The organism is Pedobacter sp. UBA4863 (assembly GCF_002399615.1).
In the GTDB taxonomy this organism is placed as follows: Bacteria; Bacteroidota; Bacteroidia; order Sphingobacteriales; family Sphingobacteriaceae; genus Pedobacter.
In genome coordinates, this window is the sequence record NZ_DHDZ01000040.1 from 149,490 (window position 1) to 176,348 (window position 26,859).

At 37.4% G+C, this 26,859-nt stretch carries 24 protein-coding genes; 16 read left to right on the forward strand and 8 right to left on the reverse strand.

Annotated features, from left to right (window positions below; genetic code table 11):
- Nucleotides 1–85 precede the first annotated feature (85 nt).
- The 3 genes from B3I52_RS10795 (at nucleotide 86) to B3I52_RS10805 (ending at nucleotide 5,297) form a co-directional block, all read left to right on the forward strand.
- A complete protein-coding gene (locus B3I52_RS10795; RefSeq protein ID WP_293301147.1) occupies nucleotides 86–3,502 on the forward strand; it encodes a gliding motility-associated C-terminal domain-containing protein in 3,417 nt (1,138 codons plus the stop codon).
- 18 nt (nucleotides 3,503–3,520) lie between these two features.
- Entirely contained in the window at nucleotides 3,521–4,282 is a 762-nt protein-coding gene (locus B3I52_RS10800; RefSeq protein ID WP_293301148.1) for a class I SAM-dependent methyltransferase, read from the forward strand.
- 112 nt (nucleotides 4,283–4,394) lie between these two features.
- Nucleotides 4,395–5,297, forward strand: coding sequence for a glycosyltransferase (locus tag B3I52_RS10805; RefSeq protein WP_293301150.1), 903 nt, complete (start codon nucleotides 4,395–4,397; stop codon nucleotides 5,295–5,297).
- Here the strand turns inward: B3I52_RS10805 and B3I52_RS10810 are convergent.
- From B3I52_RS10810 to B3I52_RS10820, 3 genes are all read right to left on the reverse strand, one after another.
- On the reverse strand, nucleotides 5,294–6,853 hold the full coding sequence (locus B3I52_RS10810) for a rhomboid family intramembrane serine protease (RefSeq protein WP_293301152.1): 1,560 nt from the start codon (nucleotides 6,851–6,853) through the stop codon (nucleotides 5,294–5,296). The two genes, B3I52_RS10805 and B3I52_RS10810, sit on opposite strands and share 4 nt — an antisense overlap.
- A gap of 20 nt (nucleotides 6,854–6,873) precedes the next feature.
- Complete coding sequence (locus B3I52_RS10815; RefSeq protein ID WP_293301154.1) at nucleotides 6,874–7,623, reverse strand: class I SAM-dependent methyltransferase; 750 nt, start codon at nucleotides 7,621–7,623, stop codon at nucleotides 6,874–6,876.
- A 203-nt stretch (nucleotides 7,624–7,826) separates the two neighbouring features.
- On the reverse strand, nucleotides 7,827–11,000 hold the full coding sequence (locus B3I52_RS10820) for a S41 family peptidase (RefSeq protein WP_293301156.1): 3,174 nt from the start codon (nucleotides 10,998–11,000) through the stop codon (nucleotides 7,827–7,829).
- Nucleotides 11,001–11,063: 63 nt separating this feature from the next.
- Between B3I52_RS10820 and B3I52_RS10825 the strand changes: the two genes are divergently transcribed.
- The 4 genes from B3I52_RS10825 (at nucleotide 11,064) to B3I52_RS10840 (ending at nucleotide 16,453) form a co-directional block, all read left to right on the forward strand.
- On the forward strand, nucleotides 11,064–12,347 hold the full coding sequence (locus tag B3I52_RS10825) for a glycosyltransferase (RefSeq protein WP_293301158.1): 1,284 nt from the start codon (nucleotides 11,064–11,066) through the stop codon (nucleotides 12,345–12,347).
- A gap of 188 nt (nucleotides 12,348–12,535) precedes the next feature.
- A complete protein-coding gene (locus B3I52_RS10830) occupies nucleotides 12,536–13,285 on the forward strand; it encodes a glycosyltransferase family 2 protein (protein WP_293301160.1) in 750 nt (249 codons plus the stop codon).
- A 91-nt stretch (nucleotides 13,286–13,376) separates the two neighbouring features.
- Nucleotides 13,377–15,518, forward strand: coding sequence for a S9 family peptidase (locus B3I52_RS10835; protein WP_293301162.1), 2,142 nt, complete (start codon nucleotides 13,377–13,379; stop codon nucleotides 15,516–15,518).
- 533 nt (nucleotides 15,519–16,051) lie between these two features.
- Complete coding sequence (locus tag B3I52_RS10840; RefSeq protein WP_293301164.1) at nucleotides 16,052–16,453, forward strand: GreA/GreB family elongation factor; 402 nt, start codon at nucleotides 16,052–16,054, stop codon at nucleotides 16,451–16,453.
- A 68-nt stretch (nucleotides 16,454–16,521) separates the two neighbouring features.
- On the opposite strand, the gene B3I52_RS10845 is transcribed toward B3I52_RS10840, so the two are convergent.
- From B3I52_RS10845 to B3I52_RS10860, 4 genes are all read right to left on the reverse strand, one after another.
- Nucleotides 16,522–16,926, reverse strand: a complete 405-nt coding sequence (locus tag B3I52_RS10845) for a c-type cytochrome (RefSeq protein WP_293301166.1) — start codon at nucleotides 16,924–16,926, stop codon at nucleotides 16,522–16,524.
- A gap of 1 nt (nucleotide 16,927) precedes the next feature.
- Nucleotides 16,928–18,094 carry a PQQ-dependent sugar dehydrogenase gene (locus B3I52_RS10850; RefSeq protein WP_293301167.1) on the reverse strand — a complete coding sequence of 389 codons (1,167 nt, stop codon included), beginning with the start codon at nucleotides 18,092–18,094 and terminating at the stop codon, nucleotides 16,928–16,930.
- A 100-nt stretch (nucleotides 18,095–18,194) separates the two neighbouring features.
- A complete protein-coding gene (locus tag B3I52_RS10855) occupies nucleotides 18,195–18,368 on the reverse strand; it encodes a hypothetical protein (protein WP_293301169.1) in 174 nt (57 codons plus the stop codon).
- Nucleotides 18,369–18,503: 135 nt separating this feature from the next.
- Nucleotides 18,504–19,136, reverse strand: a complete 633-nt coding sequence (locus B3I52_RS10860; RefSeq protein ID WP_293301171.1) for a porin family protein — start codon at nucleotides 19,134–19,136, stop codon at nucleotides 18,504–18,506.
- 394 nt (nucleotides 19,137–19,530) lie between these two features.
- Between B3I52_RS10860 and B3I52_RS10865 the strand changes: the two genes are divergently transcribed.
- Nucleotides 19,531–21,237, forward strand: coding sequence for a glycoside hydrolase family 3 protein (locus B3I52_RS10865; RefSeq protein ID WP_293301173.1), 1,707 nt, complete (start codon nucleotides 19,531–19,533; stop codon nucleotides 21,235–21,237).
- Nucleotides 21,238–21,547: 310 nt separating this feature from the next.
- On the opposite strand, the gene B3I52_RS10870 is transcribed toward B3I52_RS10865, so the two are convergent.
- Nucleotides 21,548–22,051 (reverse strand): thioredoxin family protein, encoded by a 504-nt coding sequence (locus B3I52_RS10870; RefSeq protein WP_293301174.1) that lies wholly within the window; start codon nucleotides 22,049–22,051, stop codon nucleotides 21,548–21,550.
- 109 nt (nucleotides 22,052–22,160) lie between these two features.
- Between B3I52_RS10870 and B3I52_RS10875 the strand changes: the two genes are divergently transcribed.
- From B3I52_RS10875 to B3I52_RS10910, 8 genes are all read left to right on the forward strand, one after another.
- Nucleotides 22,161–22,820 carry a TatD family hydrolase gene (locus tag B3I52_RS10875; protein ID WP_293301176.1) on the forward strand — a complete coding sequence of 220 codons (660 nt, stop codon included), beginning with the start codon at nucleotides 22,161–22,163 and terminating at the stop codon, nucleotides 22,818–22,820.
- Nucleotides 22,821–22,932: 112 nt separating this feature from the next.
- The gene (locus B3I52_RS10880; RefSeq protein ID WP_293301178.1) at nucleotides 22,933–23,736 is read left to right on the forward strand and encodes a tRNA threonylcarbamoyladenosine dehydratase; all 804 of its coding nucleotides are present in this window, start codon (nucleotides 22,933–22,935) and stop codon (nucleotides 23,734–23,736) included.
- Nucleotides 23,737–23,812: 76 nt separating this feature from the next.
- Nucleotides 23,813–24,283, forward strand: a complete 471-nt coding sequence (locus B3I52_RS10885) for a 6-pyruvoyl trahydropterin synthase family protein (protein ID WP_293301180.1) — start codon at nucleotides 23,813–23,815, stop codon at nucleotides 24,281–24,283.
- A gap of 53 nt (nucleotides 24,284–24,336) precedes the next feature.
- Nucleotides 24,337–25,344 carry a helix-turn-helix transcriptional regulator gene (locus tag B3I52_RS10890; protein WP_293301182.1) on the forward strand — a complete coding sequence of 336 codons (1,008 nt, stop codon included), beginning with the start codon at nucleotides 24,337–24,339 and terminating at the stop codon, nucleotides 25,342–25,344.
- Nucleotides 25,345–25,403: 59 nt separating this feature from the next.
- A complete protein-coding gene (locus B3I52_RS10895; protein WP_293301184.1) occupies nucleotides 25,404–25,745 on the forward strand; it encodes an HIRAN domain-containing protein in 342 nt (113 codons plus the stop codon).
- Entirely contained in the window at nucleotides 25,720–26,013 is a 294-nt protein-coding gene (locus tag B3I52_RS10900; protein ID WP_293301185.1) for a hypothetical protein, read from the forward strand. Before B3I52_RS10895 ends, B3I52_RS10900 begins: the two co-directional genes overlap by 26 nt.
- A gap of 9 nt (nucleotides 26,014–26,022) precedes the next feature.
- Nucleotides 26,023–26,229 (forward strand): hypothetical protein, encoded by a 207-nt coding sequence (locus tag B3I52_RS10905; protein ID WP_293301186.1) that lies wholly within the window; start codon nucleotides 26,023–26,025, stop codon nucleotides 26,227–26,229.
- A 4-nt stretch (nucleotides 26,230–26,233) separates the two neighbouring features.
- The coding region (locus tag B3I52_RS10910; RefSeq protein ID WP_293301187.1) for a hypothetical protein at nucleotides 26,234–26,859 on the forward strand (626 nt) is incomplete at its 3' end.

The window sequence follows — 26,859 nt, forward strand, 5'->3', positions numbered from 1 at the left end:
TATAGATAATTCATAAACTTGAACTAAAATTTGTCAATTATTGTGATTAATAGTTACTTTTAAGGATAACTAGCTAAAGCCAAAAATGCTTTCTAAAATATCACGCTTTCTATTATCTGTTGTTCTTTTATTAATTCATATAGCTTGTTTCGCTCAAGAACAGCCTATCCCAGATTGGGTAAAAGATATTGGGGGCACTGGAGAAAGTAAATTATCTGGCATTGCTGTGGACAAAGATGACAATGTTTATGTAGCGGGCAATTTTCAAGGAACACTAACGGTAGATCATTCAGGTATATCAACCCCTGTAACATTATTTTCAAATGGACATTACGATATTTACGTTGCTAAATATACCCCTGATGGCAAATTGCTTTGGGCAAAAAGTATTGGCGGTAACAACTTAGATCAAGCGAATAACCTAGCCGTAGATAAAAGTGGCAATGTAATTATTGGCGCATCTTTTACTTCTTCAAGCATAGATTGCGATCCTGGTTCTGGTGTGTTTACTATAAATAGCAATGGCGGCGAAGATGCTTTGGTTGTGAAACTAGATACCGATGGCAATTTTGTTTGGGCAAGAAGCGTAGGTGGTGGCAGTACCGATAGAGGACACGTAATCACTACAGACAAAGACGCAAACGTAATCTTCGTGGGATCTTTTTCTTCTAACGGTGTTACCATAGCTGGCAATACAATTTCGAATAAAGGAAGTTATGACGGTTTTGTTATCAAATATGACCAGAATGGGAATGTATTGTGGTCTGCAGGTTTTGGCTCTTCTGCAATGGACGAAATAAAAAGTGTAAAGACGGATAGCGATGGTGCCATAGCCATAATGGGCTATTTTGGGGCTAATATTAATTTAAATCCCCGAGGGGCTGCTCAAAACTATACAGCAAGTGGAGAAACTTACTTTTTGGCTAAATATAGTCCAAGCGGGATTTTAAATTGGACAAATATAATTACTGGCACTGTAACAATAGCCTCCATAGCTATCGGCCCTTCCAATGATGTATTTATCACAGGTGTATTTTCTGGGCAAATTACAGTTCGTTATGGAAACCTAACATCAACTATTAACCAGCAAAACAACGCTAAACACTTATTGATAGCTAAGTATAAAGGTAATGATGGGAGTGGGGAATGGTTCGAAGCTGCTCCCTCTGGTTCGACTAATCCATATAGCTACTATATTACGGTAGATAATGAAAACAATGCCTATATCGGAGGATTTTTCGATCAAACTCTAACCTTTTATCCTAAAGGTATATCCAAGACACTTACCTATCATGGTGGCAGAGATACTTTCTTCGCAAAATATAACACAGATGGAGATTGCCAATGGGCCTTTAACTTCGGCAGCGCTTGTACTGGCAACTTTGGTCATAAAATAGATGTAGACTCCAAGAAAAATGTATTATTAGGTGGAGCTTTTTGTAAAACAGTAGATTTTAATCCAGGTAATTGCGACCTGAGTTTAACCGCTAAACACAGTGCTTCTGACGGTTACATCGCAAAGTTCAATCAAATTAAGCTTACGGGTGAACCCATAATTACTAAATTTGAACTTCAAGAACAGAACAGTCCTGCAGCTATTGATATTGCTAATAAAAAAATAACAATTACAGTTAAAGCAGGAACAGACATTACCAAATTAAAACCTAAAATAGAAACAGATATTGGAGTGTTAAGTCCCTTGTCTTATGTTGAAATAGATTTTACTACTTCCAAAACATACAAAATTACTTCAAATTGTATCGATTACCTGTGGGAAGTAACAGTAGTTATTGCAAATGTTGTGACTATTCCGGCTTGTTCTGGCGATTTGGTAATCATTAATGGTGAACCCAATGTGTCAGGTGTTTTTCAATGGCAGGTTTTACTTAATAATGGATGGATAAACGCTTCAGGAAACTCAACCCAAGCTAACTATCAGACCAATGAATTTACGAACACAACAGGAGCAACACTAGGAATCCAAGTTAGAAGACAAAGAAATAATGGTGGAATAATTACTTATGATTCTTATGCTTTGTTAGCGTTAAAAACGGCCATCCAAAATAATTCAATAACTAGCAGTCAGCTAAATTTTTGTTCAAAAGGATTTGCAAGTTTAACGGGTTCTACAGCTTCATCTGGCACAACAACCGTCGCATATTCTTGGCAGAAGAGTTTAGATAATAATATCTGGGTAGATATTTCTAGCTCCAACACAAAAGATTTTATTACGCCAGAGCTTACGGAAACAACATTTTTTAGAAGATTGGCAACGGCAAGTACATGTCTCCTTTATAGCAATACACTTAAGGTCGAAATTTATAATCCACCAATAATTACTGTAACGGGGAACACCTTTGGCTGTTCAGCTGCTTCCCTCACCGCTACAGGCGGCACTTCTTATCAATGGAGTGGCGGACTAACCCCCAGCCAAGCAAGCAATACCTTCACTTCAAGTGGTACTTACTCGGTTACGGTTACCGGCGCAAATGGTTGTACCACTACGTTATCCAAAACCATTACCATTGGTGCGGGGCAAACTGCTATTAGTGGAAATGATATAGGATGCAATAGTGTAACACTTACAGCCACAGGCGGTGTAACTTACCAATGGGATGGTGGCAATACACCAAACCAAGCCAATAATACATTTACAATGAGCGGCACCTATAACGTAACCATTACCGATGCCAATGGCTGTACCACCACACTGCAAAGAACGGTAACGGTAAACCCTAACAGTATTCCCTCTTTAAATATCACGGCATCAACTAACAATATTTGTGCTGGTGGCACCATTAGGTTTACACCAAACTACGGCAACGCTGGCGCCACACCGACCTTTAAATGGTTTAAGAACGGAGCGCAGGTAGCAAATACAGAAAATTACACTGCCAATGGGCTCCAAAATAATGACGAAATTTATTGTGAGATTACAGGCTCTACACCTTGCAGTGTTCCTTTGATCAGTAATAAAATTAAAGTAAATGTAAACCCTTTACCTACAGTAAGCTTTGATGGAGATGTTGTAATCGAAAATGATGGGCCAAAAATGCTAAACCCTGTGGTGGGCGATAACGCGATAAGTTACAGTTGGTCGCCAACAATAGGATTAGATAATCCAAGAATCAAAATCCCTAAAGCTAGCCCAGAATCTACAACAGAATATACTTTGACCATAGCCGGACCAGGTGGCTGCTCAGCCCAGGCAACAATTAAGGTGGTAGTTTTGAAAGATATCTTTATTCCAAATGTCTTTTCTCCTAACGGAGATGGGAAAAATGATCAGTGGACGATTAGAAATATTGCGGATTATGGAGGAACCAAAGTCCAGATATTTAATCGTTATGGGCAAAAAGTATTTCAAAGCGACAATTTTATTAAACCTTGGGATGGTATTTTTTCTGGTAAACCTTTGCCTTTGGGCAGCTATTATTATATTTTAGATTTAGCAAACAAATCTAAAACAAGATACACAGGCAGTGTTACTATTCTAAGATAGTTGCTATATTTATAGCTTATGTTGAACAACGATTTTCAAACTGCCTATCAAGATTTTTACACTAATAACGATGTAGCATGGCGTATGCTCGGAGCTAAATATAAAGCACAAAATATTGTAGAAGTCTGTAAAAGTATTCAGCCTAAAAAAGTGTTAGAAGTGGGTGCGGGCGATGGCAGTATCCTCCATTTTTTAAACGAGTGGAATTTCGCTCCAGAAATATATGCGCTAGAAATAGCTACTTCTGGGGTAGAAAAAATAAAAGCCCGCAACTTACCAAACCTTAAAGAGGTTCAAGTTTTCGACGGCTACAAAATTCCTTACGCAGATAATAGCTTTGATTTAATTGTGCTTGCCCATGTGCTAGAACATGTAGAGCACGAAAGAATTTTAATTAGGGAGCTAAAACGTGTAGCAAAACACATGGTAATAGAAGTGCCAAGAGATTATAAATTTGGCGTTGACCAACGATTGAACCACTTTTTGGCTTATGGGCACATTAACATGTACACCCCAACTTTATTGCGCTTTCTTTTGCGGAGCGAAGGGTTAGAAATCGTTGCTGATAAATCTTCAGTTATTACACCCGAAGTCACACTTTTTAACGATTATGTAAATCGTAAGGTGCAAAAATCTTTCCTTAAAAACCTAAAAGTGAAACTAGAATATCAGGTAAAAAATGCTTTAGGTAAATTATTAGGCAGACAAAAACAAGAAGAATTTGCGAATGCTTACACCGTTTTAGTTCAAAAATCAGAACAGGATATTAAAATATTTTAGCGAATTGATTTAACCAGGTAAAGCATAGATGAAAATGAGTTTTCTTATAAGTACGAATTTTTCTTAAACGGACTTATATGTCTTATATGCTTGAATAACCTTATTTTTGGCCATGCAAAACCTAGCTCCAATAGCTTTATTTGTTTATAACAGGCCGCAACACACCGAGCGCACCATTAAATTCTTGCAGCACAACCTACTGGCAGCAGATAGCCGTCTTTATATTTTCTCTGATGGACCAAAAACGCAAGGCGATGAAGAAAAAGTAAACGAAGTAAGAGCTTTTATCAAAACGGTAGATGGATTTAAGTCTGTAAAAATTATAGAGAGCAAAACGAATAAAGGTTTAGCAAATTCGGTTATTGAGGGTGTTACGCAACTTAACCAAAATTATGGGAAGGTTATTGTTTTTGAAGACGATTTAGTGTCATCTCCGCATACTTTAACCTATTTTAATGAAGCCCTAAACCGCTATCGCGATGAAGAAAAGGTGATGCACATTGGTGCCTATATGTATCATTTAAAAAATGAAAACTTGCCCGAAAGCTTTTTTTACAGAGCAGCTACCAGTTGGGGTTGGGCAACTTGGCAAAGTGCTTGGCAACATTTCGAGCCCAATATTAACACGTTGTTGGCGCAATTTGACAAGAAGAAAATTAAAGAGTTCTCTATTGAGGGTACAATGAATTTCTGGAAACAGATGCAGGATTTCAAGCACAAGAGGAACAACTCTTGGGCAATACGCTGGTATGCTTCTGTTTTTTTAAAAGGCGGATTAACGCTAAACCCATCGCAATCTTTGGTAAATAATATTGGACACGATGGCACCGGCGTACACTCTGGCATTAACGACATTTACAATGTCATCATCAATCCAAAACCAATTACGCAATTTCCCAATGAGATAAAGGAAAATGAAGCGGCTTACCAAGCTATTAAGGGGTTTTTAGCCAATAGAAAAGGTAGTCTTTGGGCTAGGGTTAAACGTTACATCAACGAAAAAATACTCCGCTAATCTAAAGCAAAAGAAGGACGCTTACTATGGGCTAAACTATCCCTAAACTTTACCTGCATTTGGATAATGTTATTTATTTTATCCGATACTTGTCTTTTATATTGGTGGTCAGATTTCACATCTTTCAAAAGCAATTCGGCAGCTTCGTAAGTTTCCTGTGCAAGCTTTGTTTTTAGATTTTTATCTAGGGTATATTTTTTATTTAATTTTAACCGAGCCATTTTTTTAGTGACCTCTAAATTTGCTTTGCTAGGTTTAATGCCGTGTTGGTACACGCGTTGTTCTTTTTCAATTTTGGAATAACTTGCTTTCATCCATAATACTTGGTCAAAAGCTCTCATATTCTTATCAAATTCTATTTTCAATTTCCAAAACTCATCGTGCTGGTATAATGGAGTAAGTGTAGTTACTCCATAAGTAAATGTCCCAAAAATAGCTGCAATACTTACGTATTTTATGGTGGGTGAAATTTTCTTAAACCTCCATTGATGGTCAAAAACCAACATGTAGGTAATTAAAAATCCAGAAGCTAAGCCGCCCAAATGGCATGCGTTATCTACAATAGGACTAATACTGCCATTGATTAACATAATAACCAACACCAGGACCGTGCTGATCAATAAAGCCTTATTGGCAGCTTTTTCAAAGAACTGATTAAGTAATAAGGCCATTGTTGCTCCAAAAAGACCCATTATAGCCCCAGAAGCACCTACGGTATAGATGTTTTCGTGATGCGCTATACTCGTTAATCCTCCGCAGACACCACTGATCAAGTAGATAAATAGAAATTTTTTCCATCCAATCTTATTTTCAATTATTAAACCCAAGTAAACAAAGGCATACATGTTAAAAAACAAATGTCTCAAAGAACCATGTAGAAACTGATAGCTAATTAAACGCCAATAATCACCTTCCAGAACAAGTTTTCTGTTAATATGGCCAATAAGCTTGGTGTCTAACACCTTTTGAGCCATTATTTCGGGAGTAGGCGACTGTGTGGCCACCAGGTAAAATGGCATCGCAATCAGCAATAGAATCCAAGCACCGAAACAAAAAATATTTAACAATAATAGAATTGGTGTAGCAGCATATCCCTTTCTCGGAATAAACAGATAAAAAATATTCTTTATTTTATTCTTTACTGCCAAAGGAGCCTTTTCAAAATAATTATCATCTTGCTGTGCTACATATTCATGAAAAGACTTTACCTGTTCGTCCCATTGGTCTTGCAAATGATATTGTACGTATTCGAATTCGTGAAAAAGCTTCTCTAAATTAGTTTCGTTCTTGCCATAATCATTAAACAGCAATTGAATACCCACGCATTCACTTTTTACCACAGCAAAATTGTTCTGTATCCTTACTGATATTTCTTCACTATACGATTGAAAAGAAAGAGGCGTGTAAGCAATAATTCCCGATTCGGAAACATGACTTAGCTGCCAACCTAAATTTTCAATGGCCTGCCTTACAATAATTAGATATTTATCTGCAGGAAAATCTGCCAGTGGAATAAATTTTTCTGTTTTGGGAGAATATCCCCATCTGATACTCATAAGCGTTAATTTAAGATGACTTAGCTTTTCGTTGCTTCTATTAAAATATAGGGCGACAATTGTTTGCTCTCGAAAGGAATAATCTTAGAGAATACCTTGCCTACAAACCAAGTTGCTTTTTTAAACAAACGTACTGCTGCAGATTTCTCTTTTTCGTTTTCTAGCCATAAGCTAAACCCACCGAAATAACGAGCCTGCAAAACATCTAATCCAGATTTTTCTACTATTGTTTTTAGTAAGGCGGGATCCATGCAGTTGATGTTATGTTTATCGTAATTTTCTTTATCGAAGGTTTTTTGAAACCAGCCGTTAAGTGCTTTGAAATTGGGCAAGGTAATGAATAACGTTCCGCCAGGTTTTAAAAATTGGATGTGTCTATTAATGATGTCTTCGGTGTCGTTAAAATGTTCTATCAAACCGCAACTTAGTACCAAATCATATTGCTTTTCTGGTTGATAATTGAACAAATCGGTTTCAATAATATGGATGTCGCCTTTGGCTAAACCATTGGTCTCTAAAAGCTGCTGTGTAATAGGCTCGTGAACAAAGTAATCTAACAAAGTAACCTCTAGTTTCAGGTATTTCTTTAAAAAAACGGCATAATAACCCGGAAAACCGCCCAACTCGATGGCAGTTTTTACATTTTCTCTTTTAACGATAGTTTCTAATTGCTGATGAAACAAATAATTTTGCGGAATTGCCACCGATAAATCGGTTTTACTTTCCCAATATTTTACCCAAAAATCTCGGTCGGTTAGTAAGTTTGCCATTTTGTATGGTAAACTTACGAAGTTTGTTAAACTTCGTAAGTTTCTTTTTAATTATTTTAAACATCAGATAGCCGGCTGTAAAACTGATGCTGAAATAAATCAAGTAGGACGAAACTGAAATACAGCGTCATCCTCAATTTATTTCAAGGTCGCCGAAAGGGGGCTAATATTATAATTTATCTAAACGAGTTGAACAATTTTTATTATTTCAACTCCTTCATAATTTCAGCTACGGCACGGGCTAACTGTGGGTCTTTGCCGTTCAATCTATCTTCAAATGTATTCTTTACAAAAATATCTGGCGATACACCTTCTTTCTCAATGTTCTTGCCATCCATGGTATAGCAGCCCCAAGAAGGCAAACGGTACGAAGAACCATCTACCAAGCCTTTTGCCGAAGTAAAGATAATCCAACGGTAAGTTTCAGTTCCAATAATTTTGCCCAGTTTTAGGTGCTTAAAACCGGCGGCGGTCATTTCGGCATCGCTTAAAGATTGTTCGTTAATTAACAATACAATTGGTTTTACTGCTGGGCCGAAATTACTTTGCGGTGTTAGCTTTCCACCACGATATTTCCACTGCAAATAAGGGCGTTGCGACAAAAATTTCAACACCTCGTCGTGCACATTTCCGCCGGTGTTGTAACGCAAATCTAAGATAATGGCATCTTTGTTATTTTCCTGCGCCACCATATCTAACAAGAAAGTTTGCAGTTCGCCAATACCCATGTTTTTCATATAAGAATAAGCAATGCGGTTTTTCCCCCAATCATCTACATTTTTACGGTTATTGGCAATCCACTCATCGTATAGGTTCATTTTTAGCATAGCCGATGTTTGAGGGTGGATATTTACATTTACCGATTTACCATTGCGTAAGAAAGTTAGGTTCATTTCCTTGTCTAAAGATGGCTTGCTGAAATAGTAATCCCTATCTATTGTTTGATCTACTTTTACGCCATTTACGTGGGTCAATACATCGCCAATGGCAATTTTATCTCCCAATAACACAGCACTACTTCTTGCCACAACTCTATCTACCTGATAAGGTTTTTCGTTGTTAAAGATGATGCCCGTTTCGTTGGTTACATAATTCATGCTTTTGCGCTCTTCGGCACCAGTACTGTTAAAGCCCATGTGCGATGAATTTAGTTCGCCCAGCATATCGTTCAACAACACACGCAGGTCGGTACGATTGTTTACATAAGGCAAATACGCCGCATAGCGTGTCTTCATTTTTGGCCAATCTACACCGTGAAAATCATCGTCGTAAAAATTCTCGTCTAAACCTACCCAGGTTTCGTAGAACATTTGGTTAAACTCTGCATTAAGGTTTTTACTGAATTTGTAGCTAAAATCTAAAGCATCTACCTTGTTCATGTCAATGTTGTACTTATTTACCGTACCTCTCGACAATAGAAAATGCTTGCCTGCAGCTTCTACAATACCAAAACCTCCCGGTGCTACTTTCTCCGTTTTATTGTTTTCTAATGGTTCTATAATGGTTCGGTAAGTGCTTGGCGGAACTCCTTCATGTGTGGAAAAATAAAACACGTAAGTTTTATCGCCTTTGGCCAAAACATCGGTTAAATACTGCGAGCCAAATACCGGGCTAACTAATTCTATCCTATCTAAAATACCTTGCGTATTAATGGTAATTAGTTTTGGTGCAGGCGTAGTTGCTGTTTTCTTTGCCGTGTCGGCAGGTTTTTTAGTGTTTTTTGTAGAAGCTATTGGTTTAGCTGCTGCGGGATTACTTTCCTTGAATAATTCGTCGAATTTATCGGCACGGTAAGGGGTGTCGTAATGATTTAGCGCCATGCGATAAACATGTGCGTCTTGCATGCCAAAAGGATAAGATGGCTTGGTGCGGGCGCTGGTAAAATAAATATACTTCCCATCTGGCGACCAAATTGGGTTAGCTTCCGTTACGCCTGTGTTGGTTAAGTTAATTGTTTGGTTAGCTTTAATGTCATGCACTAAAATATCTTGCTCAAAATTGCGGAAGGCAGTAAAAAGCCGGTATTGATCGTTGGGCGAAAAACTTGGCGCCAAACTTTGGGTGGCCCAAAACTCGTCTTTTACTACCGTTTTACTTTGGAAAGTTTTCAAATCCATTACCCGCAACTCGTTTCTGCCACTTAGATATACCGCTTGTGTTTTAGTCTTATTAAAAGCAATATCGCGGTTGTTTGCGTTGTCGTTCGTAAGCTGTTTTGGGGCAGATTTTCCATCGCCAACAATAGTAAACCAGTTTTGGTAGCCATTTGCCGTTTGACCAAAAAGAATAGTTTTATTATCGGCCAGCCATTTTAATTCTATTGCTCGTTCGCCAGTATGGGTAATTTGGCGGATAAATTTGCCATCGGTATCGCTTACAAATAATTCGCCCCTCGCAATAAAGGCCATTTTTTTGCCATCTGACGATACATCAAAATTGGAAATATTTGCTTTTACTTCATATTCTTGCTCTTTGGTTAATAATTGGTTTCTAAAAGAGCTGATGCTGATTTTCTCCGATTTTTTAGTCGCTACATCATAAACAAACAATTGATAATCTTTCTCAAAAACAATGGTACTGCCATTTGCAGCTACAAACGGACGTTTAATTGAAGTATCGAACTGGGTTAATGCTGTCTTTTTATTGTTGATGAAAGTGTACAGGTTATACTCTGTGTTACCTTCGTCAGAAACAAAATAGATATTTCCTTTTTGGTCAATGGTAGTCCAAAAATCTTTGCCTAAATATTCGGTGTAGCGTTTGTAAGTTTTGGTTTTTGGGTTATACGACTGAATATCTGGATTAAAAGCCCCCTTATAATGTTTACGATTGGCAAAATTTCTACTTTCCCAAGTATCGTTAAAAAACAAACTGCCATCTGGTGCTTCGGCAATGTTGTGCGTAGTGTTAAAGTAATTATCGAACAAGCGAACCGCAGTACCACCGTTAATGGCTACTTTGTAACTCGAATAGTTATTGTAACGGCTCGAAGTAAAATAAATCGTTTTCGAATCCCAGCTCCAATTATCTACTTCGTCGGTTCCGTCGTTAAAAGTTAACTGTTTAATTTCGCCTCCGGCCATGGGCATTAGGTACACGTCAAAATTGCCGTATTGGTTCGAAGAAAAGGCTAGCCATTTTCCATCTGGCGATATTTTTGGATTGATTTCTTCGCCCTGCATGCCTGTAATTCGCGATGCCAAGCCACCCTTAACGGGTACTTTCCAAATGTCGCCATCGTAGCTAAAAACTACAGTTTGTGCATCTGGAGATAAAGCAGGATAACTGGCAAAATAAGTTTGATTTTGAGCGTTTGTCCAAAAAGGGATCAACAAGAGTGCGAAAGCAAGCTTGCTGAACAAATTTTTATTCTTCATTTTTATAAGATAGTTAGTCGATTTTTAGTTCGATTTTACAAACCTAAACATAAAAATGTATTTTTGATTGATTTGAAAGTTGTACACCTAAATACTTACGATGGCAATGGCGGCGCTGGCAGGGCTTGCCTACGGTTAAGCGATGCGCTGAACAGTATCGGCATCGATTCTAAGGTGCTGGTGTATTATCAATTTGGCGATAACCCTAAAATTCATAACCTCAGCAAAAGCCCATTTGCCAAAGCAAAGGCCGTTTTTAACATTATGGCAGAGCGATATTTGGCCAAAGCTTTTTCAAAGAAAGAAGTGAAAACGCCATTTTCTTTACAGTGGTTTGGCAAAAGCATACTTAAAAATAAGCTGGTTCGCGAAGCAGATATAATTCATATCCATTGGGTTAACCACGGGTTTTTAAGCCCGAAGTTTTTAGCTCAACTAGATGAATTGGAAAAGCCAATTGTATGGACTTTTCACGATAGCAATGCCTTTACCGGAGGTTGCCATGTTCGCTACAGTTGCGAGAATTTTCATCGCCAATGCGGCAATTGCCCCTTGCTAAAAATGAGTGGGGCAAAAGATATTTCGCACCAAACTTGGAAACGTAAACAAAAAGCTTATTCCGAAGTAAACTTTCATGTAGTAGCACCAAGTAATTGGATGGCAAAATCGGTAAAAGAAAGTAGTTTATTGGGTTTGCGCCATACCTCGGTTATCCCAAATACTATAGAGGTAGATGTTTTTAAGCCCTATGTAAAAGCCGAAGCCAAAAAAATCCTTAAAATAGCACCAGAAAAGTTTGTGTTGATGAGTGGTTTTATGCCATCTAAAAACGATAAACATAAAGGCACACAATATCTAATTGATGCGCTTTTCGAACTTTCTCGCCGGCCAACAATTTTAAACGACCAAATAGAATTGGTAATTTTTGGCAACAAGGACGAAAAGAACATTCCTAAATTTCCATTTAAAACTACTTTTTTAGGGACCATTAATAAAGACGAGCACTTGGCTAAATGCTACGCCGCTGCCGATGCTTTTATCACACCCTCTTTAGAAGATAATTTACCCAATACGGTGATGGAAAGCTTAGCTTGTGCTACACCAGTAATTGCTTTTACCACGGGCGGTATTCCCGATATGGTGAAGCATTTGCAAAACGGTTATTTAGCCACATACCAAGATGCTTCGGACTTGGCCGATGGCATAGAATGGTTGTTTCTTCATGAACAGAAAGAAGAAGTGCAAAAAGAGGCTAGAAGAACTGTTTTAAGTACATTTTCGCCATCGGTAATTGCAGAACAACATGTCGCTTTGTATTTTAAATTGTTAGATGATATGCCGAAATAAGTTAAAAGTAGAAAGTCAAAAGTAAAAAAACCGCTTCCGTCATTTCGATGAGGAGGTACGACGAAGAGAAATCTAGCTCTTTTATATTTCAGATTTTTATATGTCGATTTCTAAATTTAAGCTACATAATTTTTAGATTTCTCCTCATTCTTCGTCGAAATGACGAGTAAATCTCTTAAACTTGCATTATGTTTCCCAAGCTGTCTGTCATCACTATCGTTTATAACAATGCAAAGGATATCGAACGTACCATGCTTTCGGTGCTTAACCAAAGCTATAAAAATATCGAATACATTATTATTGATGGTGCTTCTACAGATGGCACTTTAGACATTATAAAAAAACACGAAAATCGTTTAGCAAAGCTGATTTCTGAAAAAGATAAAGGCATTTACGATGCCATGAACAAAGGTTTGGCCCAAGCCACGGGCGATTATGTACTATTCATGAATTCTGGTGATGAAATTTACGAATCAACTACCGTAGAAAATATATTTGCTACTGCTCCAAATGCCGATATTTATTATGGCGAAACCGAAATGTACGATGAAAATTGGAACAGCTTAGGCCCACGCAGGCACCGAGCCCCAGAAATATTCACATGGCGTAGCTTTAAGTATGGCATGAACATTAGCCACCAAGCCATATACATTAAACGCAGCTTAACCGAACCTTACAACTTAAAGTACAAATACAGTGCAGATATTGATTGGGTCATCAAGATTGCCAAGAAAGCTTCTAGCATTGTGAATACACGTTTGTATGTCGCTAAATATTTAGTTGGCGGTATAAGCAAGCAAAAACATCGCGAAAGCCTAAAAGAACGCTTTAAAATTTTTAGCCATTACTACGGTTTTGTTACAAACGTGATTAATCATGTTATAATTGCATTTAACCTTGTTTTTTACTTTATAAAACATCGCAGAACTAACGATTAAGTGCCTACAGCAAAGGGCTCTCTTTTTCGCTATGGTTAATTATATTTAATTTGCACTAAAGAAGCCTATACTTTATTATTTCTTTATAAAAATGAAAAAACACATACTAACATTTGGGGTTATTTTAACTGCTTTTGCCGTAAATGCACAAAATAAGCCGCTAACTACCAACGATTACGCTAGGGCAGAACAATTTTTGGGTTACAATATTGAGCCCCTGGTAACTGGTGGAAGCGTTAGAGCTAATTGGGTAAGCCCTAGTAAATTTTGGTACACCACAAAAACCAAAAACGGAAACGAAACCTACGAAGTGGATGCTTTAAAGAAAACAAAAGTAATTACAACAGCTTACAAAGAAGAAGGAAGCGGTGGTTTTGGAAGACGTCAGGGAGGTTTAGAAGTAGTATCGCCAGATGGCAAAAAAGCAGTTTTTATTAAAGATTGGAACCTATGGTTAAAAGACGTTGCTTCTAAAAAAGAAACGCAATTAACCTTTGATGGGATAAAAGATTATGGTTACGCTACCGACAACGCCGGTTGGAAAACCAGCGACAGAGCTATTGTAAAATGGTCGCCAGATTCGAAAAAGTTAACCACCTACCAACAAGATCAACGTCATTTAAAAGACATGTATTTGGTAACTACCAACGTAGGTTCGCCAACATTAAAAGCATGGAAATACCCATTGCCAGGCGATAAGGAAATAGCCAAGTTACGTAGGGTAGTTATAGATGTAGAAAACGCCAAAGTAGTGAGCCTGCAAATACCATTAGACGAACACCGAAGCTCGTTAAGTGATGATATTGTAGATGGAGGACAACTGGCAGATATAGACTGGAATGCTGATGGTAGCGAATTTGCTTTTTTATCTACCTCTCGCGATCATAAGGTTGCTAAACTACAAATTGCAAATGCCACTACTGGGGCAGTTAGAGAAGTTTTTACTGAAACTGTAAAAACACATTTCGAATCGGGATTAAACGCTATTAACTGGCGTTATTTGCCAAAAACTAATGAAGTTTTATGGTACTCGGAACGCGATAATTGGGGACATCTTTACCTTTATGATTCAAAAACTGGAAAACTAAAAAATCAAATTACAAAAGGCAACTGGTTAGTTGGGCGTTTAATTAAGGTTGATGAAAAAGCCAGAGTGCTATATTTTACAGGGCAGGGCAAAGAAACGGGCAATCCTTATTTTTCTTACACTTACAAAACTAAATTTGATGGCAAAGGTTTAACACTATTAACACCAGGTTTAGGAAATCACCAAGTGTCTTTTTCGCCAGATTTTAACTACATTATAGATACATACTCGCAGCCAAACGTGCCAAGTGTAACGGTTTTAAGAGATATTAACGGTAAAAAGATACTTGATTTAGCCAGTACCGATGTTTCTGCATTAATTGCTAAAGGTTGGAAAGCTCCAGATGTGGTGCAAGTTACAGCAGCCGATGGCAAAACCGATATTTACGGCTTGGTATTTACGCCAACCAAAATGGAAACGGGCAAAAAATATCCTGTGGTTAATTATATTTATCCTGGTCCACAAGGCGGTAGTGTTGGTAACTGGTCGTTTGCTGCTACTAGAGGCGATCACCAAGCCTTAGCCGAGTTAGGTTTTATTGTAGTGCTCATCGAAGGAACAAGCAATCCGGGGCGTTCTAAAAGTTATCACGATATGAACTATGGTAACATGGGCGAAAATACCTTGCCAGACCAAATTACAGCAATAAAACAATTGGCCGCAAAATACCCTATGGATATTGATAAAGTTGGTATTTGGGGACACTCGGGTGGTGGTTTTGCTACGGCAGCAGCATTGTTTCGCTACCCAGATTTCTTTAAAGTTGGCGTGTCGCAAGCGGGTAACCACGATAACAGAAATTATGAGGACGATTGGGGCGAGCGTTACAATGGCTTGGCAGAAAACTCAGATTACGAGGCCCAAGCAAACCAAACCCATGCTAAAAACTTAAAAGGTAAACTTATGTTGGCGCACGGTATGATGGATAATAACGTACCTCCGTACAATGTATATTTAGTGATAGATGCTTTGAACAAAGCGAACAAAGATTACGACCTAGTATTGTTTCCGCATAGCGGACATGGTTTCGGTGCTTACAATTCTTATATGATGCGTCGCCGTTGGGACTATTTTGTAAAACATTTACAAGGTGTAGAAACTCCAAAAGAATATAATTTAAGAGGAGCAAACCAATTGCAGCGGTAATACGAGGATTATTAATTAACTTAACCATAAAAACGGCAATTTCATCACTAAAATTGCCGTTTTTTTATGGCTCATGGCTGCTAAATCAAGATTGGCTTAAACGCTAATTTTAAACAGAACAAATCGTTATATACCCTGGACTTGGTGTTGGTATTTGTTTGTAAAGCAATGTTTTAATGTGTTTTATTCGCTTTTTGCATCAATAAATTGTATCTTTGGGGCGAAAGAAAAACGTATCTATCAAATTATGCTAACGTTTAAAAAGAAATATTTCTTCTCAAACTTTAAAGACTTTAATGTCTAATTCCCGGAGATAGCATAACCGGGAAGCTCTCTTGTATTCCATATTATTTATTGAAACGTTGCAAGCCGCAGCGCTTCTTTTGTTGCATTTAAACGTAAAATATGTGCTTTTTCCATTTGCATTGGGTTTGCGCTACAGACTTTGATGTTTAAGCCTTGGCATTTACGCCAGGGCCAATTTAAGAAATGAACGAACAACATCCATTTATTAAATTATAAAATCAAATATCATGAATACTATCATAGCAAAAACCAACGAAACACCTATTGTAATTACCAGAGGAATTTATGATTTGCTTAAAATTTTTGTTAACAAGAAAAAACTGAGCAGACATAACGAAATTAAGCTTGACCAAGAACTTAAATATGCTGTTCAGGTGTTAAGAAAAGACGTACCCGAAAACATTGTTGATTTAGGTAAGACAGTAAAAGTAAAAGAAACTACTAGTGGCGCTGAGTATGAGTATAACTTGGTTTCGCCGCAAAAAGCCCGTAGAAAACATAATACAATTTCTATCTTGTCGCCAATTGGTATTGCTTTATTGGGCTATCCACAAGGAGCTGTACTTAGTTGGGAAATGCCTGATGGCGTTAAAGAATATCAAATTTTAGAAGTAAAATCTATTGCTTAATTAAGCGAAAAGGCGTCTCTATTTTACATCGGGACGCCTTTTTAACAATATACATTTTAGTAACGTTCTTATTTCTCTTTTACGGCAGCTACCATTTTTTCGGTTATCAGTTGTGGGTTTTTATTGCCAAAAGAATTTCTAATGTAGTTCATTACATCGGCAATTTCATCATCTGCAAAGCCCGAGGGAGGCATGGCATTGTTATACGCTACATTATTTACCTTTATGGCGCCTTTCATCCCAAACTTAATGGCATGAATAGATTTTTCGGGGTATTTTAACAGAAAGTCGGCTTTTGCCAATGGAGGAAACGTGTCTTTTATGCCCTCGCCATTAGCTAAATGACAAGTAATGCAGCTTTCTTTGTAAAGCTCTTTGCCTCTGGCTATACTTTTGCTGAGGTTGTCTTGTGCGTTAGATAAGAATGCAAAGACATATATAGCCCCGCAACCTAAAATGCTAATTAACTTCATGTTAAGATTTTGGGCTAATTTTAACGATAGCGCCGGTGCTTTCTACTACCACGTAGATATTGCCATCAGGCCCTTGTTTTACATCTCTCACTCTACCTATTTTATCAAATACAATTTCTTTTTTTACTACTTTATTGCCTTTGATGACTAGGTGCTCTAAGTTTTGGAATTTTAGCGAGCCAACCAACAAATCTCCGTTCCAATCTTTAAACTTCGGATTATTTACAAAAGTCATTCCGCAGGGTGCTATAGAAGGTTTCCAATAAATTACTGGCTGTTCCATACCGGGCGCTTCGGTTTTATCAGAGATGATAGAGTTGTCATAATCGATACCGTAGGTAATTAAGGGCCAACCGTAATTCTTGCCTTTCTCTACAATGTTTAGCTCGTCGCCACCTTGTGGGCCATGTTCGTGCGCCCAAATAGTTCCGGTAGTAGGGTGCATCACTAAACCTTGTGGGTTTCTGTGCCCATAACTCCAAATTTCGGGTAAAGCGTCTTTTGTTTTCACAAAAGGGTTGTCTGTAGGTATTTTTCCGTCTTCGTGTAAACGTACTATTTTACCTTGCGCTTTGTTTAAACGTTGTGCATTTTCCTTCTGCCCACGTTCGCCCAAAGAAAGAAAAACATAACCTTTCTTATCGAATAATATTTTACCGCCAAAGTGCACACCGCCCTTTACATTTGGGCTAGCTTTGTATAAATGCTCTATGTTGGTTAGCTCATGTCCGTTTAATTTTGCTCGCATAAGCGCCGTGTTTGCACCATTGTCATCTCCAACTTCGCCTTCCTTTTTAGGAGACGAATAACTGATGTAGATCCACCCGTTTTCTTTGTAGTTTGGATGAAGTGCCACATCTAAAAGCCCTCCTTGGCCGCGGTAGTAAACTTTTGGAATACCTGCTATTTCTTGCGGATCTAGCTGTCCATCTTTTACAATGCGTAATTTGCCAGTTCGTTCAGTTACCAAAAATCTCCCATCGGGTAAAAACGCCATTGACCAAGGCATGCTAAGCCCCGCTACAATCGTTTCTGATGTTAGGTTTTTATCGGTAGGGGCCGTACTTTGTGGCGCAATGTTGCAATGGCTCATTAACAAGCCAGAAACAGCTAAGATAGCTAGCATTAAAAGCCCCTTTATTGGTTTTTTAGAGAATTGAAGTTTCATAAATGACAATTTTCCTTAAATATATTAAAATAGTAGCGAGATGGACTGATGTAAAAGGAGCTTTACAAAAAAGCATGGTTTGTTTACCATGCCTTTAAAATTATTGACCACGCTTGCGTTCGTTGTCTTTATTGGAAGTTTGATCTGCACGTTGACCACCGGCATTGGTAATGCCATTCATTTTTTTGTCTTGCTTTACATCGGTATGTGTTCTATTGGCAATGGTGCTGTTATGAATCCGTCCATTGTTTTTTGGAAGATTGGTGTCTTTCATAATTTCTATATTTAGGTAATTGAAAATAGTTTAAAGCATAACCCCAAAACATCCTTTTTAGTTTTGATAAAAAAGAAAAACCCTCTAATAGTTGCTATTAAGAGGGTTTTAATTTATAATGAAATCGCTAGGCGATTAGAATTTTAAGCCTAAGCCAACTTGAAAAACCTGGTTTTTAAACTCAGGGGTAGTAGTAGTGCCATTCTCGTTGTTTTTTTGAAAATCTAACGCATAGCGGCCAAAAATTCCAACATTCTTGCTAAGATCTAAACGAGCACCAATTACACCGCCCAATAAGCTCTTTTTAAATTTGTCAGAATCTTCGTCAGTAGTTTGTTGCACCGTGCCCATACCATTTTCTACTTTGCTGTCTGTAGATAATAAGAATGACACCTGAGGCCCCAATACAAAGTTTAATCCTTCGGTTAATTTAATGCTGGCCAAGATTGGTACTTCTAAGAAATGGGTTCTCTGGGTTGTTGTAACTTCAGAACCTAAAATAGTATAGGTGTTTTTATAACCTTTGGTAGAATATACCAGTTCTGGTGTAAAAGCTAAATTTTCTAATAACTTAATGTCTAAGGTTAAACCTGCATTATAACCTACAAGATAATCGGTTTTAAAATTGTTGTTGCCATCGTCTTTAATAATGTTAGAGAAGTTGGCACCACCCTTAATACCCAATCTAATTAAATTATTTGTTGATTGAGCGTTTGCAGCAAGACCCGAAACAAACAGACCTAATGCTATGATAAGTATCTTTTTCATTTTTTTAAGATTTTATTTTTGTTAATGGAGTTTCCCGAAATTTAACCTACGAGTTCCGCCATTTTGGTTAACCTCTCTCAAATAAATGTGCCAAACAAAAAAACACACCGATGTCTGAAAGCTGTTCTCTCTCTATTATCAATATTTAAAATGCAGAATTTTAGCAAATTAATATTTTTTTTGGGGGCTTAGTTCGTTACACTATTCATGTCATCTAGTGTATCAAATTCAATACAGTTGTGTTTTAAAAACAGCTTTGGTGTACTTTTTACACACTTTTTAAAAATGTAAAAACAAATATTTGGCAAGAACGATTTGATTTCCGCATCTTTAAAGGATTTTCCGCAATAAACAGCAATCGCAGAGAAGAACAAATAAAATTTTAAACATAAAAATGAACAAGAAATTTCTTTATGCGTTCGGTATAATATCCCTATTAGCCATAGGAAAAACCAATGCGCAACAACCCTCTTATCTAGAATTGTTAAAACAGCAACCGCATTGGGTAGATTCGGTATTCAATAGGTTAAGTACAAAACAAAAAATTGCTCAATTGTTTTTTGTTAGGGCACACACCAATTTGAGTAAAGCTTACCAAGATTCTGTTGGCAAAGTAATTAGAAAAGAAAAGTTGGGCGGTGTGGTGTTTTTTCAAGGAGGGCCGGTAAGGCAAGCCGTGCTCACCAACAAATACCAAAAGAAATCAAAAGTACCCTTGTTAATTGCTTCTGATGGTGAGTGGGGCCTGGGAATGCGTTTAGACAGTACCATTTCTTATCCTTACCAAATGGCTTTGGGGGCAGTACAAAACAAAGAATTGCTTTTTAAAATGGGTTTAGAGGTGGCTAAAGATTTTAAGCGTATTGGTATGCACATGAATTTGGCCCCAGATGTAGATGTAAATAACAATGCTAAAAACCCGGTAATCAATTTTCGCTCTTTTGGAGAAAATAAATACAATGTAGCCGAAAAAAGTGCGGCTTATTTAGAAGGCATGCAAGAGGGTGGTTTATTGGTAAGCATTAAGCATTTCCCGGGCCATGGCGATACTGATGTAGACTCGCATTACGATTTGCCACAGCTAAAATTCACCAAAGAGCGTTTAGATACCTTAGAGCTTTATCCGTTTAAAGAACTGATTAAAAAAGGTGCTGCGGGTGTAATGATTGCCCATATGAACATTCCATCGTTAGATGCTACCCCAAATATGCCATCAACTTTATCTAAGCCAATTGTTACCGATTTGTTGAAAAATGAACTAGGTTTTAAAGGGCTAATTATTTCTGATGCAATGGACATGAAGGGCGTTACCAAGTTTTTTAAAGATGGCGAAGCCGAAGTAATGGGCTTAATTGCAGGAAACGATATTTTAGAATTGGCACATGATACAAAAACTGCCATTAAGAAGGTAAAACAAGCCATCAAAGACGAGCGCATTAGTATGGAACGTATTGATGAAAGTGTGAAAAAAGTACTCACTGCTAAATATTGGGCTGGTTTAAATGTAAAACCTCATACCGATGAAGAGAATATTTTTGAAGAGGTGAACCGCCCAGAAAGCCAGGCCTTGGTGCAACAATTGGCCGATGCAAGCATGACCCTGCTAAAAAGCCGCGATGGTTTGGCAAACTTAACGCCAAAGAAAAGAACGGTAATTATAAATGTTGGAACTGATAAAGCAACAACTTTCCAAAACGAAATTACAGCTATCTACAAAAATTCGCTTAGTTTTAATGTAGATAAAAATGCCAATGCTGAGGCTATTACTGCAATTATAAAACAAATTAAAGATGACGACCAAATTGTACTGGCCATTGTAGATACCAGAAGCCGTCCTGGCAATAACATTCCTTTGGGTAAAGACGCAAAAGACTTAATTACTACGTTGTCTGCCAGAAATGCGGTAGTTGCGTTTTTTGCAAACCCTTACAACTTGGCAAAATTGCCAGGTATCGAAATGGCAAGGTCAATTGTAGTAGCTTACCAGAAGGAAGACTTTATGCAAAAAGCAGCGGCAGCAGTGTTTGCCAAAAAATTAGTACCAACGGGCAAGTTGCCGGTTACGGTAAACGGTTTTTTTAAATACGGAGATGGGTTGTAAGCATTAAAAAGAACAAGGAACCTCGAATAATTACTATTCGAGGTTTTTTTATGATGTGGATGTTTTTTGGATGAAAGTTTAATTGCCAATTAAACGGCATTGCTAAAACCAAATTTGCAGGTTAGCATTTTGCAAGGAGCGGTTTGTGAACAGCACAGCCTTGTGTAAAATAAACCCGACTGTTTAGAAAAGCCCGCAGCCCGACCTTGCTGAGGGCGAGAACTTGTAAAAAAGGCGGGACTACCGAAGTTATTGCACAGTAGATGGCTTTTCAAAAAAATCCCACTCGATACCGAACGGGATAATATTGTTAGTTTGCAGTGCTCGGGTTTACAGCTTTGTAAGTCCAGTTTTTTAGAAATTCTGTAATCAGTTTTGGGCTGTGTCCTTTTCCCTCTTCTAAATAAGCCGAGTTTTGGATGTGGAGTACCTCGCCGTTGCCATCTAAAATTAGAAAAACGGGAAATCCAAAACGCCCAGGGTTTTTAAGTTTCTTCAAAACGGCTTCGTTCTTGTTTTCTGTGCTGTAATTAACCAGCACTGTTTCAAAGTTGGTATTTAAATAGTTTTTTAATTCAGGAGTTTCTTCCACCAAATTATGAAAACGGATACACCAAACACACCAATTTCCGCCCACTTGTACAAAAATATGTTTGTTTTCTTTTTTAGCTTTTGCTGCGGCCGCATCAATATCGGCTTGTGCATTGGCAGCAGGATTATAAATTTTAACACCTAAGCTTTGGGGCTGGGTTTGCGCAAAACTTGCAAATCCAATGCTGCTGGCCATCAAAAGAAAAAATAATTTCTTCATCATCTTTAAATTTAGGATAAATATTAAGTGCTGCAAATATAAGTCTTTGAAGAAGTGACTACTGTTTTTGTGGGGTAATTTTTTGTAATGCCTATTGTTATCTTTGCACTAAATGAGTTTGTTTTTAGATCTCCATACCCATAAAACTAAACAAGAACGGGACGTATTTGCTATACAAAGTATTTCGTTAACCGAAAGCACCTTTTTGGCCATGCCCAAAACCAAGCCTATTGCTATTGGTATTCATCCGTGGTATGCAAAATTAGAAGAGCTTACTAAAAACATGAAATACTTGCGTGTTTTGGCTCGACAAGAAAATGTGAAAATGATTGGCGAGTGCGGCTTGGATAGCTTAAGAGGAGAACCGATAGAAAACCAACTGCAAATATTGGAAGCTCAGTTAGTGTTAGCGGAAGAATTACAAAAGCCCCTAATTTTACATTGTGTAAAAACATTTGATGAACTTATTGCATTGAAAAAACGTTTGCAGCCTACTGTTCCTATGGTAATCCATGGGTTTAATAAAAAGCAAGAGATGGCTCAACAATTGGTAAATCAAGGGTTTTACCTGTCGTTTGGTGATGCGGTTTTAAAATCTGAGGAAGTGGCCTTAACCTTAGAAAAATTAGACCATCCTTTCTTTTTAGAAACCGATGACGCCACAATAAACATTAAAGAGGTTTATGCAAAAGTGGCTACAATAAAGAAAATAACTGTTGATGAACTGAAAGATGTTATTTTTGCCAATTGGAAGAAAATGGGGTTGTTATAAAAATTGTTGCGGGTTAAATTTACAGGTGATGAGACTAGATGTCTAAAACTTGCAACACGTAACAGGCCATTCGAAACTTTTAACTTTTTATTTTTGACTTTTAACTTTTGAGATGTCTGATTTAGCTTGGTTATCGCGTTCTGCGTTATTGGTGGGCGACGAAGGAATTGATTTATTGCAGCAAAAACACGTTTTAGTAATTGGTTTAGGTGGTGTAGGCTCATTTGCGGCAGAGTTTATTGCCCGCAGTGGCGTTGGCGAAATGACCATTGTTGACGGTGATGTGGTTGATCCAAGTAACAGAAACAGACAATTGCCCGCACTGGCTACCAATCATGGTGTAAGCAAAGCTGAAATTATGAAGGAGCGTTTGTTGGCGATTAACCCAGAACTGAAGTTACATGTGGTGCAAGATTTTTTAACGCCGCAAAGATGTAGAGAGATTTTGACGACTAAGTTCGATTACGTGATGGATTGTATCGATAGTATCACGCCAAAAGTGACTTTGCTTTCTACCGCTTTGCAGTTCAATTTGCCTATTGTGAGTTCTATGGGTGCCGGCGGAAAGCTAGACCCAACCAAACTTCGTACTACTTACCTTCCCGATACCTATCAATGTGTTTTTGCGCAATATGTTCGTAAACGCTTGAAAAAACTAGGCAATGCCAGTAAAATAAAAGCAGTTTTTTCTATCGAAGAGGTAATGAAAGATTCTTTGATTATGACTGACGGTTCTAATTTTAAGCGGTCGGCTTATGGTACCATTTCTTATTTGCCGGCAGCATTTGGCGGTGTTTGCGCATCGGTAGTAATTAGAGATTTGCTGGGTTATAAAGTAGATATCGAGAAACGTCCGGAGCGTATCAGCCAGAAATCAATTGCCAAATCGAAAAAGAAAGAGCCCAATAGGCTTTAAAAATGTTTGTTTTAGATAACTTTTATTTCTGATAAGGCTCATTTTTCTTCAGCTATGCTAGCACTAACTTGGTAACATGCAAAATGAGATAATACGAGTTACCAAAGAATTTACTTTCGATATGGCGCATGCCTTGTTAAATTACGATGGCCCTTGCAAAAACATCCACGGACATACTTATCGTTTACAGGTTACCGTGTCGGGCTATGCCAGCCAAGACCCACAAAATGTTAAATGTGGTATGCTCATAGATTTTGGGCAGCTCAAACAAATTGTTGCCACAAATATTATCGATAAGTTAGACCATACTTTGGTACTTAACGAAGCTGTTCCAGCATCTTTAAGGGCCAGTTGTTATGCCATTTCCGAAAAAGTGCATTTTGTGGCCTTTCAGCCAACCTGCGAAAACCTACTGCTTTACATAAAGCTTAAACTACAGGCAGCTCTTGACCAAGATGATTTTATTTTACACGCAATTAGATTGTACGAAACACCAACATCATGGGCAGAGTGGTATAAAGAAGACCAACCTAAATCTTTTCAATAAAACTTGAGCGATTAGCGGAGTTTGGCTAACTTCACCTAGCTAAACAAATTTTTATGCCAGTAAATCTAGATGCGCTCTTACGCTACCACACCATTAATCACTGTTTGCAGCAACGTGGCAAAAAATGGACTTGGGAGGAACTAGCCAACGCCTGCGCAGATTATGCCGACGAGGTTGCTTACAGGGATACCCGTAGTATTCCATCAAAACGCACTATACAAAACGATATTAAGATCATGCGCTCTGGCGATTTGGGCTATTTTGCGCCAATTAAAAACGAGGGAGGGTGTTATCACTACGAAGATCCGAGCTATTCCATTAAAAATGCAACATTAAACAATACCGATTTACAAAGCATAGCACTTGCTTGCAAGGTATTAGGGCAATATAAAGGCTTCGATTTTTTTACTGATTTGAACCAAATATTCGAGAAATTTGAAAGCCATATTCAAGTTAAACTCAAACAAAATATTCAGCAATATATTGATTTTGAAAAAGATGAACAGGCTGTTGGCGCTTATTATTTAAAGCCAGTTTTAGATGCCATCGGTAGTCAACAAACGCTTTGTATTCATTATCAAAAATTTCACGATAGCGAAACCAAAGCGCATATTTTACATCCATACTTGTTAAAAGAGTATGCAGGCCGATGGTATGTTTTGGGTTGGCATCAGCAGCGGCAAAGCATTGTAACCTTGGCTTTAGACAGGGTAAAAAATATCGCAGCTTCAAACCAAAACTACTATCAAAAAGAATTTGATGCAGAGAGCTATTTTGCGCATACCATTGGCATTACTTTTATGGGTGGCAAAGTAGAAGAAATTGTGTTAGAAGTTGAACAAGAGTTTGTGCCTTACTTGCTAACCAAACCTTTGCACGCTACACAGCAAATTGTAAATCAAGAGCGTAAAAGCACTACTTTTTCTTATCAATTGGTGGTTAACCAAGAACTAGAAAACATATTGATGAGCCACATCAACCATATCAAAGTTTTGTTGCCGCAAAGTTTAAAACAATCGCTTTTAGTAAAAATTAAAAAAAGTTTACAAAATTTTTCTTAGTGCAAATACACTGCGCTATTGCCATTTATTCTTGTACTTGAATTTAAAAAACCACGAACATGAAAAGAGAACATTTGGCAAACTTTAACATTGCAGGTTTTACCTATTACGAAGGCACTTTGTGTTTTCAAGAACTAAAAATTGGCACAGCTTTAAATTTAGTTTTAGAAGAAGATAATAAATACGACGCTAGAGCAGTGATTATTTATTTCGGAGGATACAAACTGGGCTATATACCAAGAAATGAAAATAGGATTTTTCATAAACTCTTAAAAATTGGCTTTACCAACTTTGATATTAGAATACAACGCATTGACCCAACAGAACAACCAGAAAATCAGATGCAGGTGGTGGTACATTTAGTTTCAACAAAAGATGACAAACAAGGAAATTTATCGTAAACATTTAGAAAATTCGCCGGTTGTTTTACGGGAAACCATAACGCAGCTTGAAACTATTATTCTAAATTTAGCGATGAGTGGCGAACTGGCAGAACTTAATGACCAATTTGAAGAAAATGATACCATGAAATTTATGCCAGAAGATTTTAGAAGTTTATCGGATTATAACGTTAAGTTGCTCTATGAAGTTTCTGATTTTTTGGAGGCTAAAAGGCGAGAAATTATTAACGTAAATGCGTTGGAAGACATTGATGATTTACCTTTTTAATAGAAAACTATGGGACCACAAAAATTTATAGTTTATAAGCTAAACCCTAACGAGCAAGAACTCAATGGAGAAGTTTCTTTCAATAGAAATGTTGACGGTAGAATTTTTAGTGACTGCATTTTGGAAATTCAAGACCATACCGCTATCTTGAAAGATGAAAATGGAGAGATAAAAGGCGTGTTTTCGTTACATCATTTTTATTTGATTAATTCTTAGAAATATGGAAGAGTTAGTAGAAAAAATTGAGCTATTGGCTATTGAATCTGTCGCGAATAGCAGATACTTATTATTCAGTAAAGATTTTCCTGATTATTGTTTACAAGTAATGTGCGGAGATGAAGAAGATTTTCCTCAAAATCAACTCATATTGATTGACCATGCGATTACCTTTAATTCTTTTAGAAATTTTACGGATCAAGAATTAAAAGAGGGTATTCGTGAGAAATTAATTAATCGGTTAAGTAAAGAAAATTTGAAAAAAATTGATGCTATTTTTAAGCCAGATAAACAATTTTATATTGACTATTACAAGGATTTATTCCGAAGATTAAACTCTTTTGAAAACACTCTTGAAATTTCTGAATGGAGCTCTTTTAATCTAGATTTTTCAAATTCAAATAAAAAATTAATTTACAGTAAAATAGACAATGAAATAGGCTATACTGATGGCTTTTATGCTATTTTTTACAACAAAAAATGTCTTTATATAGGAATTGGAAAAAATGTCGCAACAAGAATTAAAAGTCACTACAAAGGATCACTAGGTGAGGAAAAGGAAGAGAGATGGTCTGATTTTTTTCAAAGAATAAAAAAGGAAGTCACTGTTTATTATCTAGTTAAAGGTTA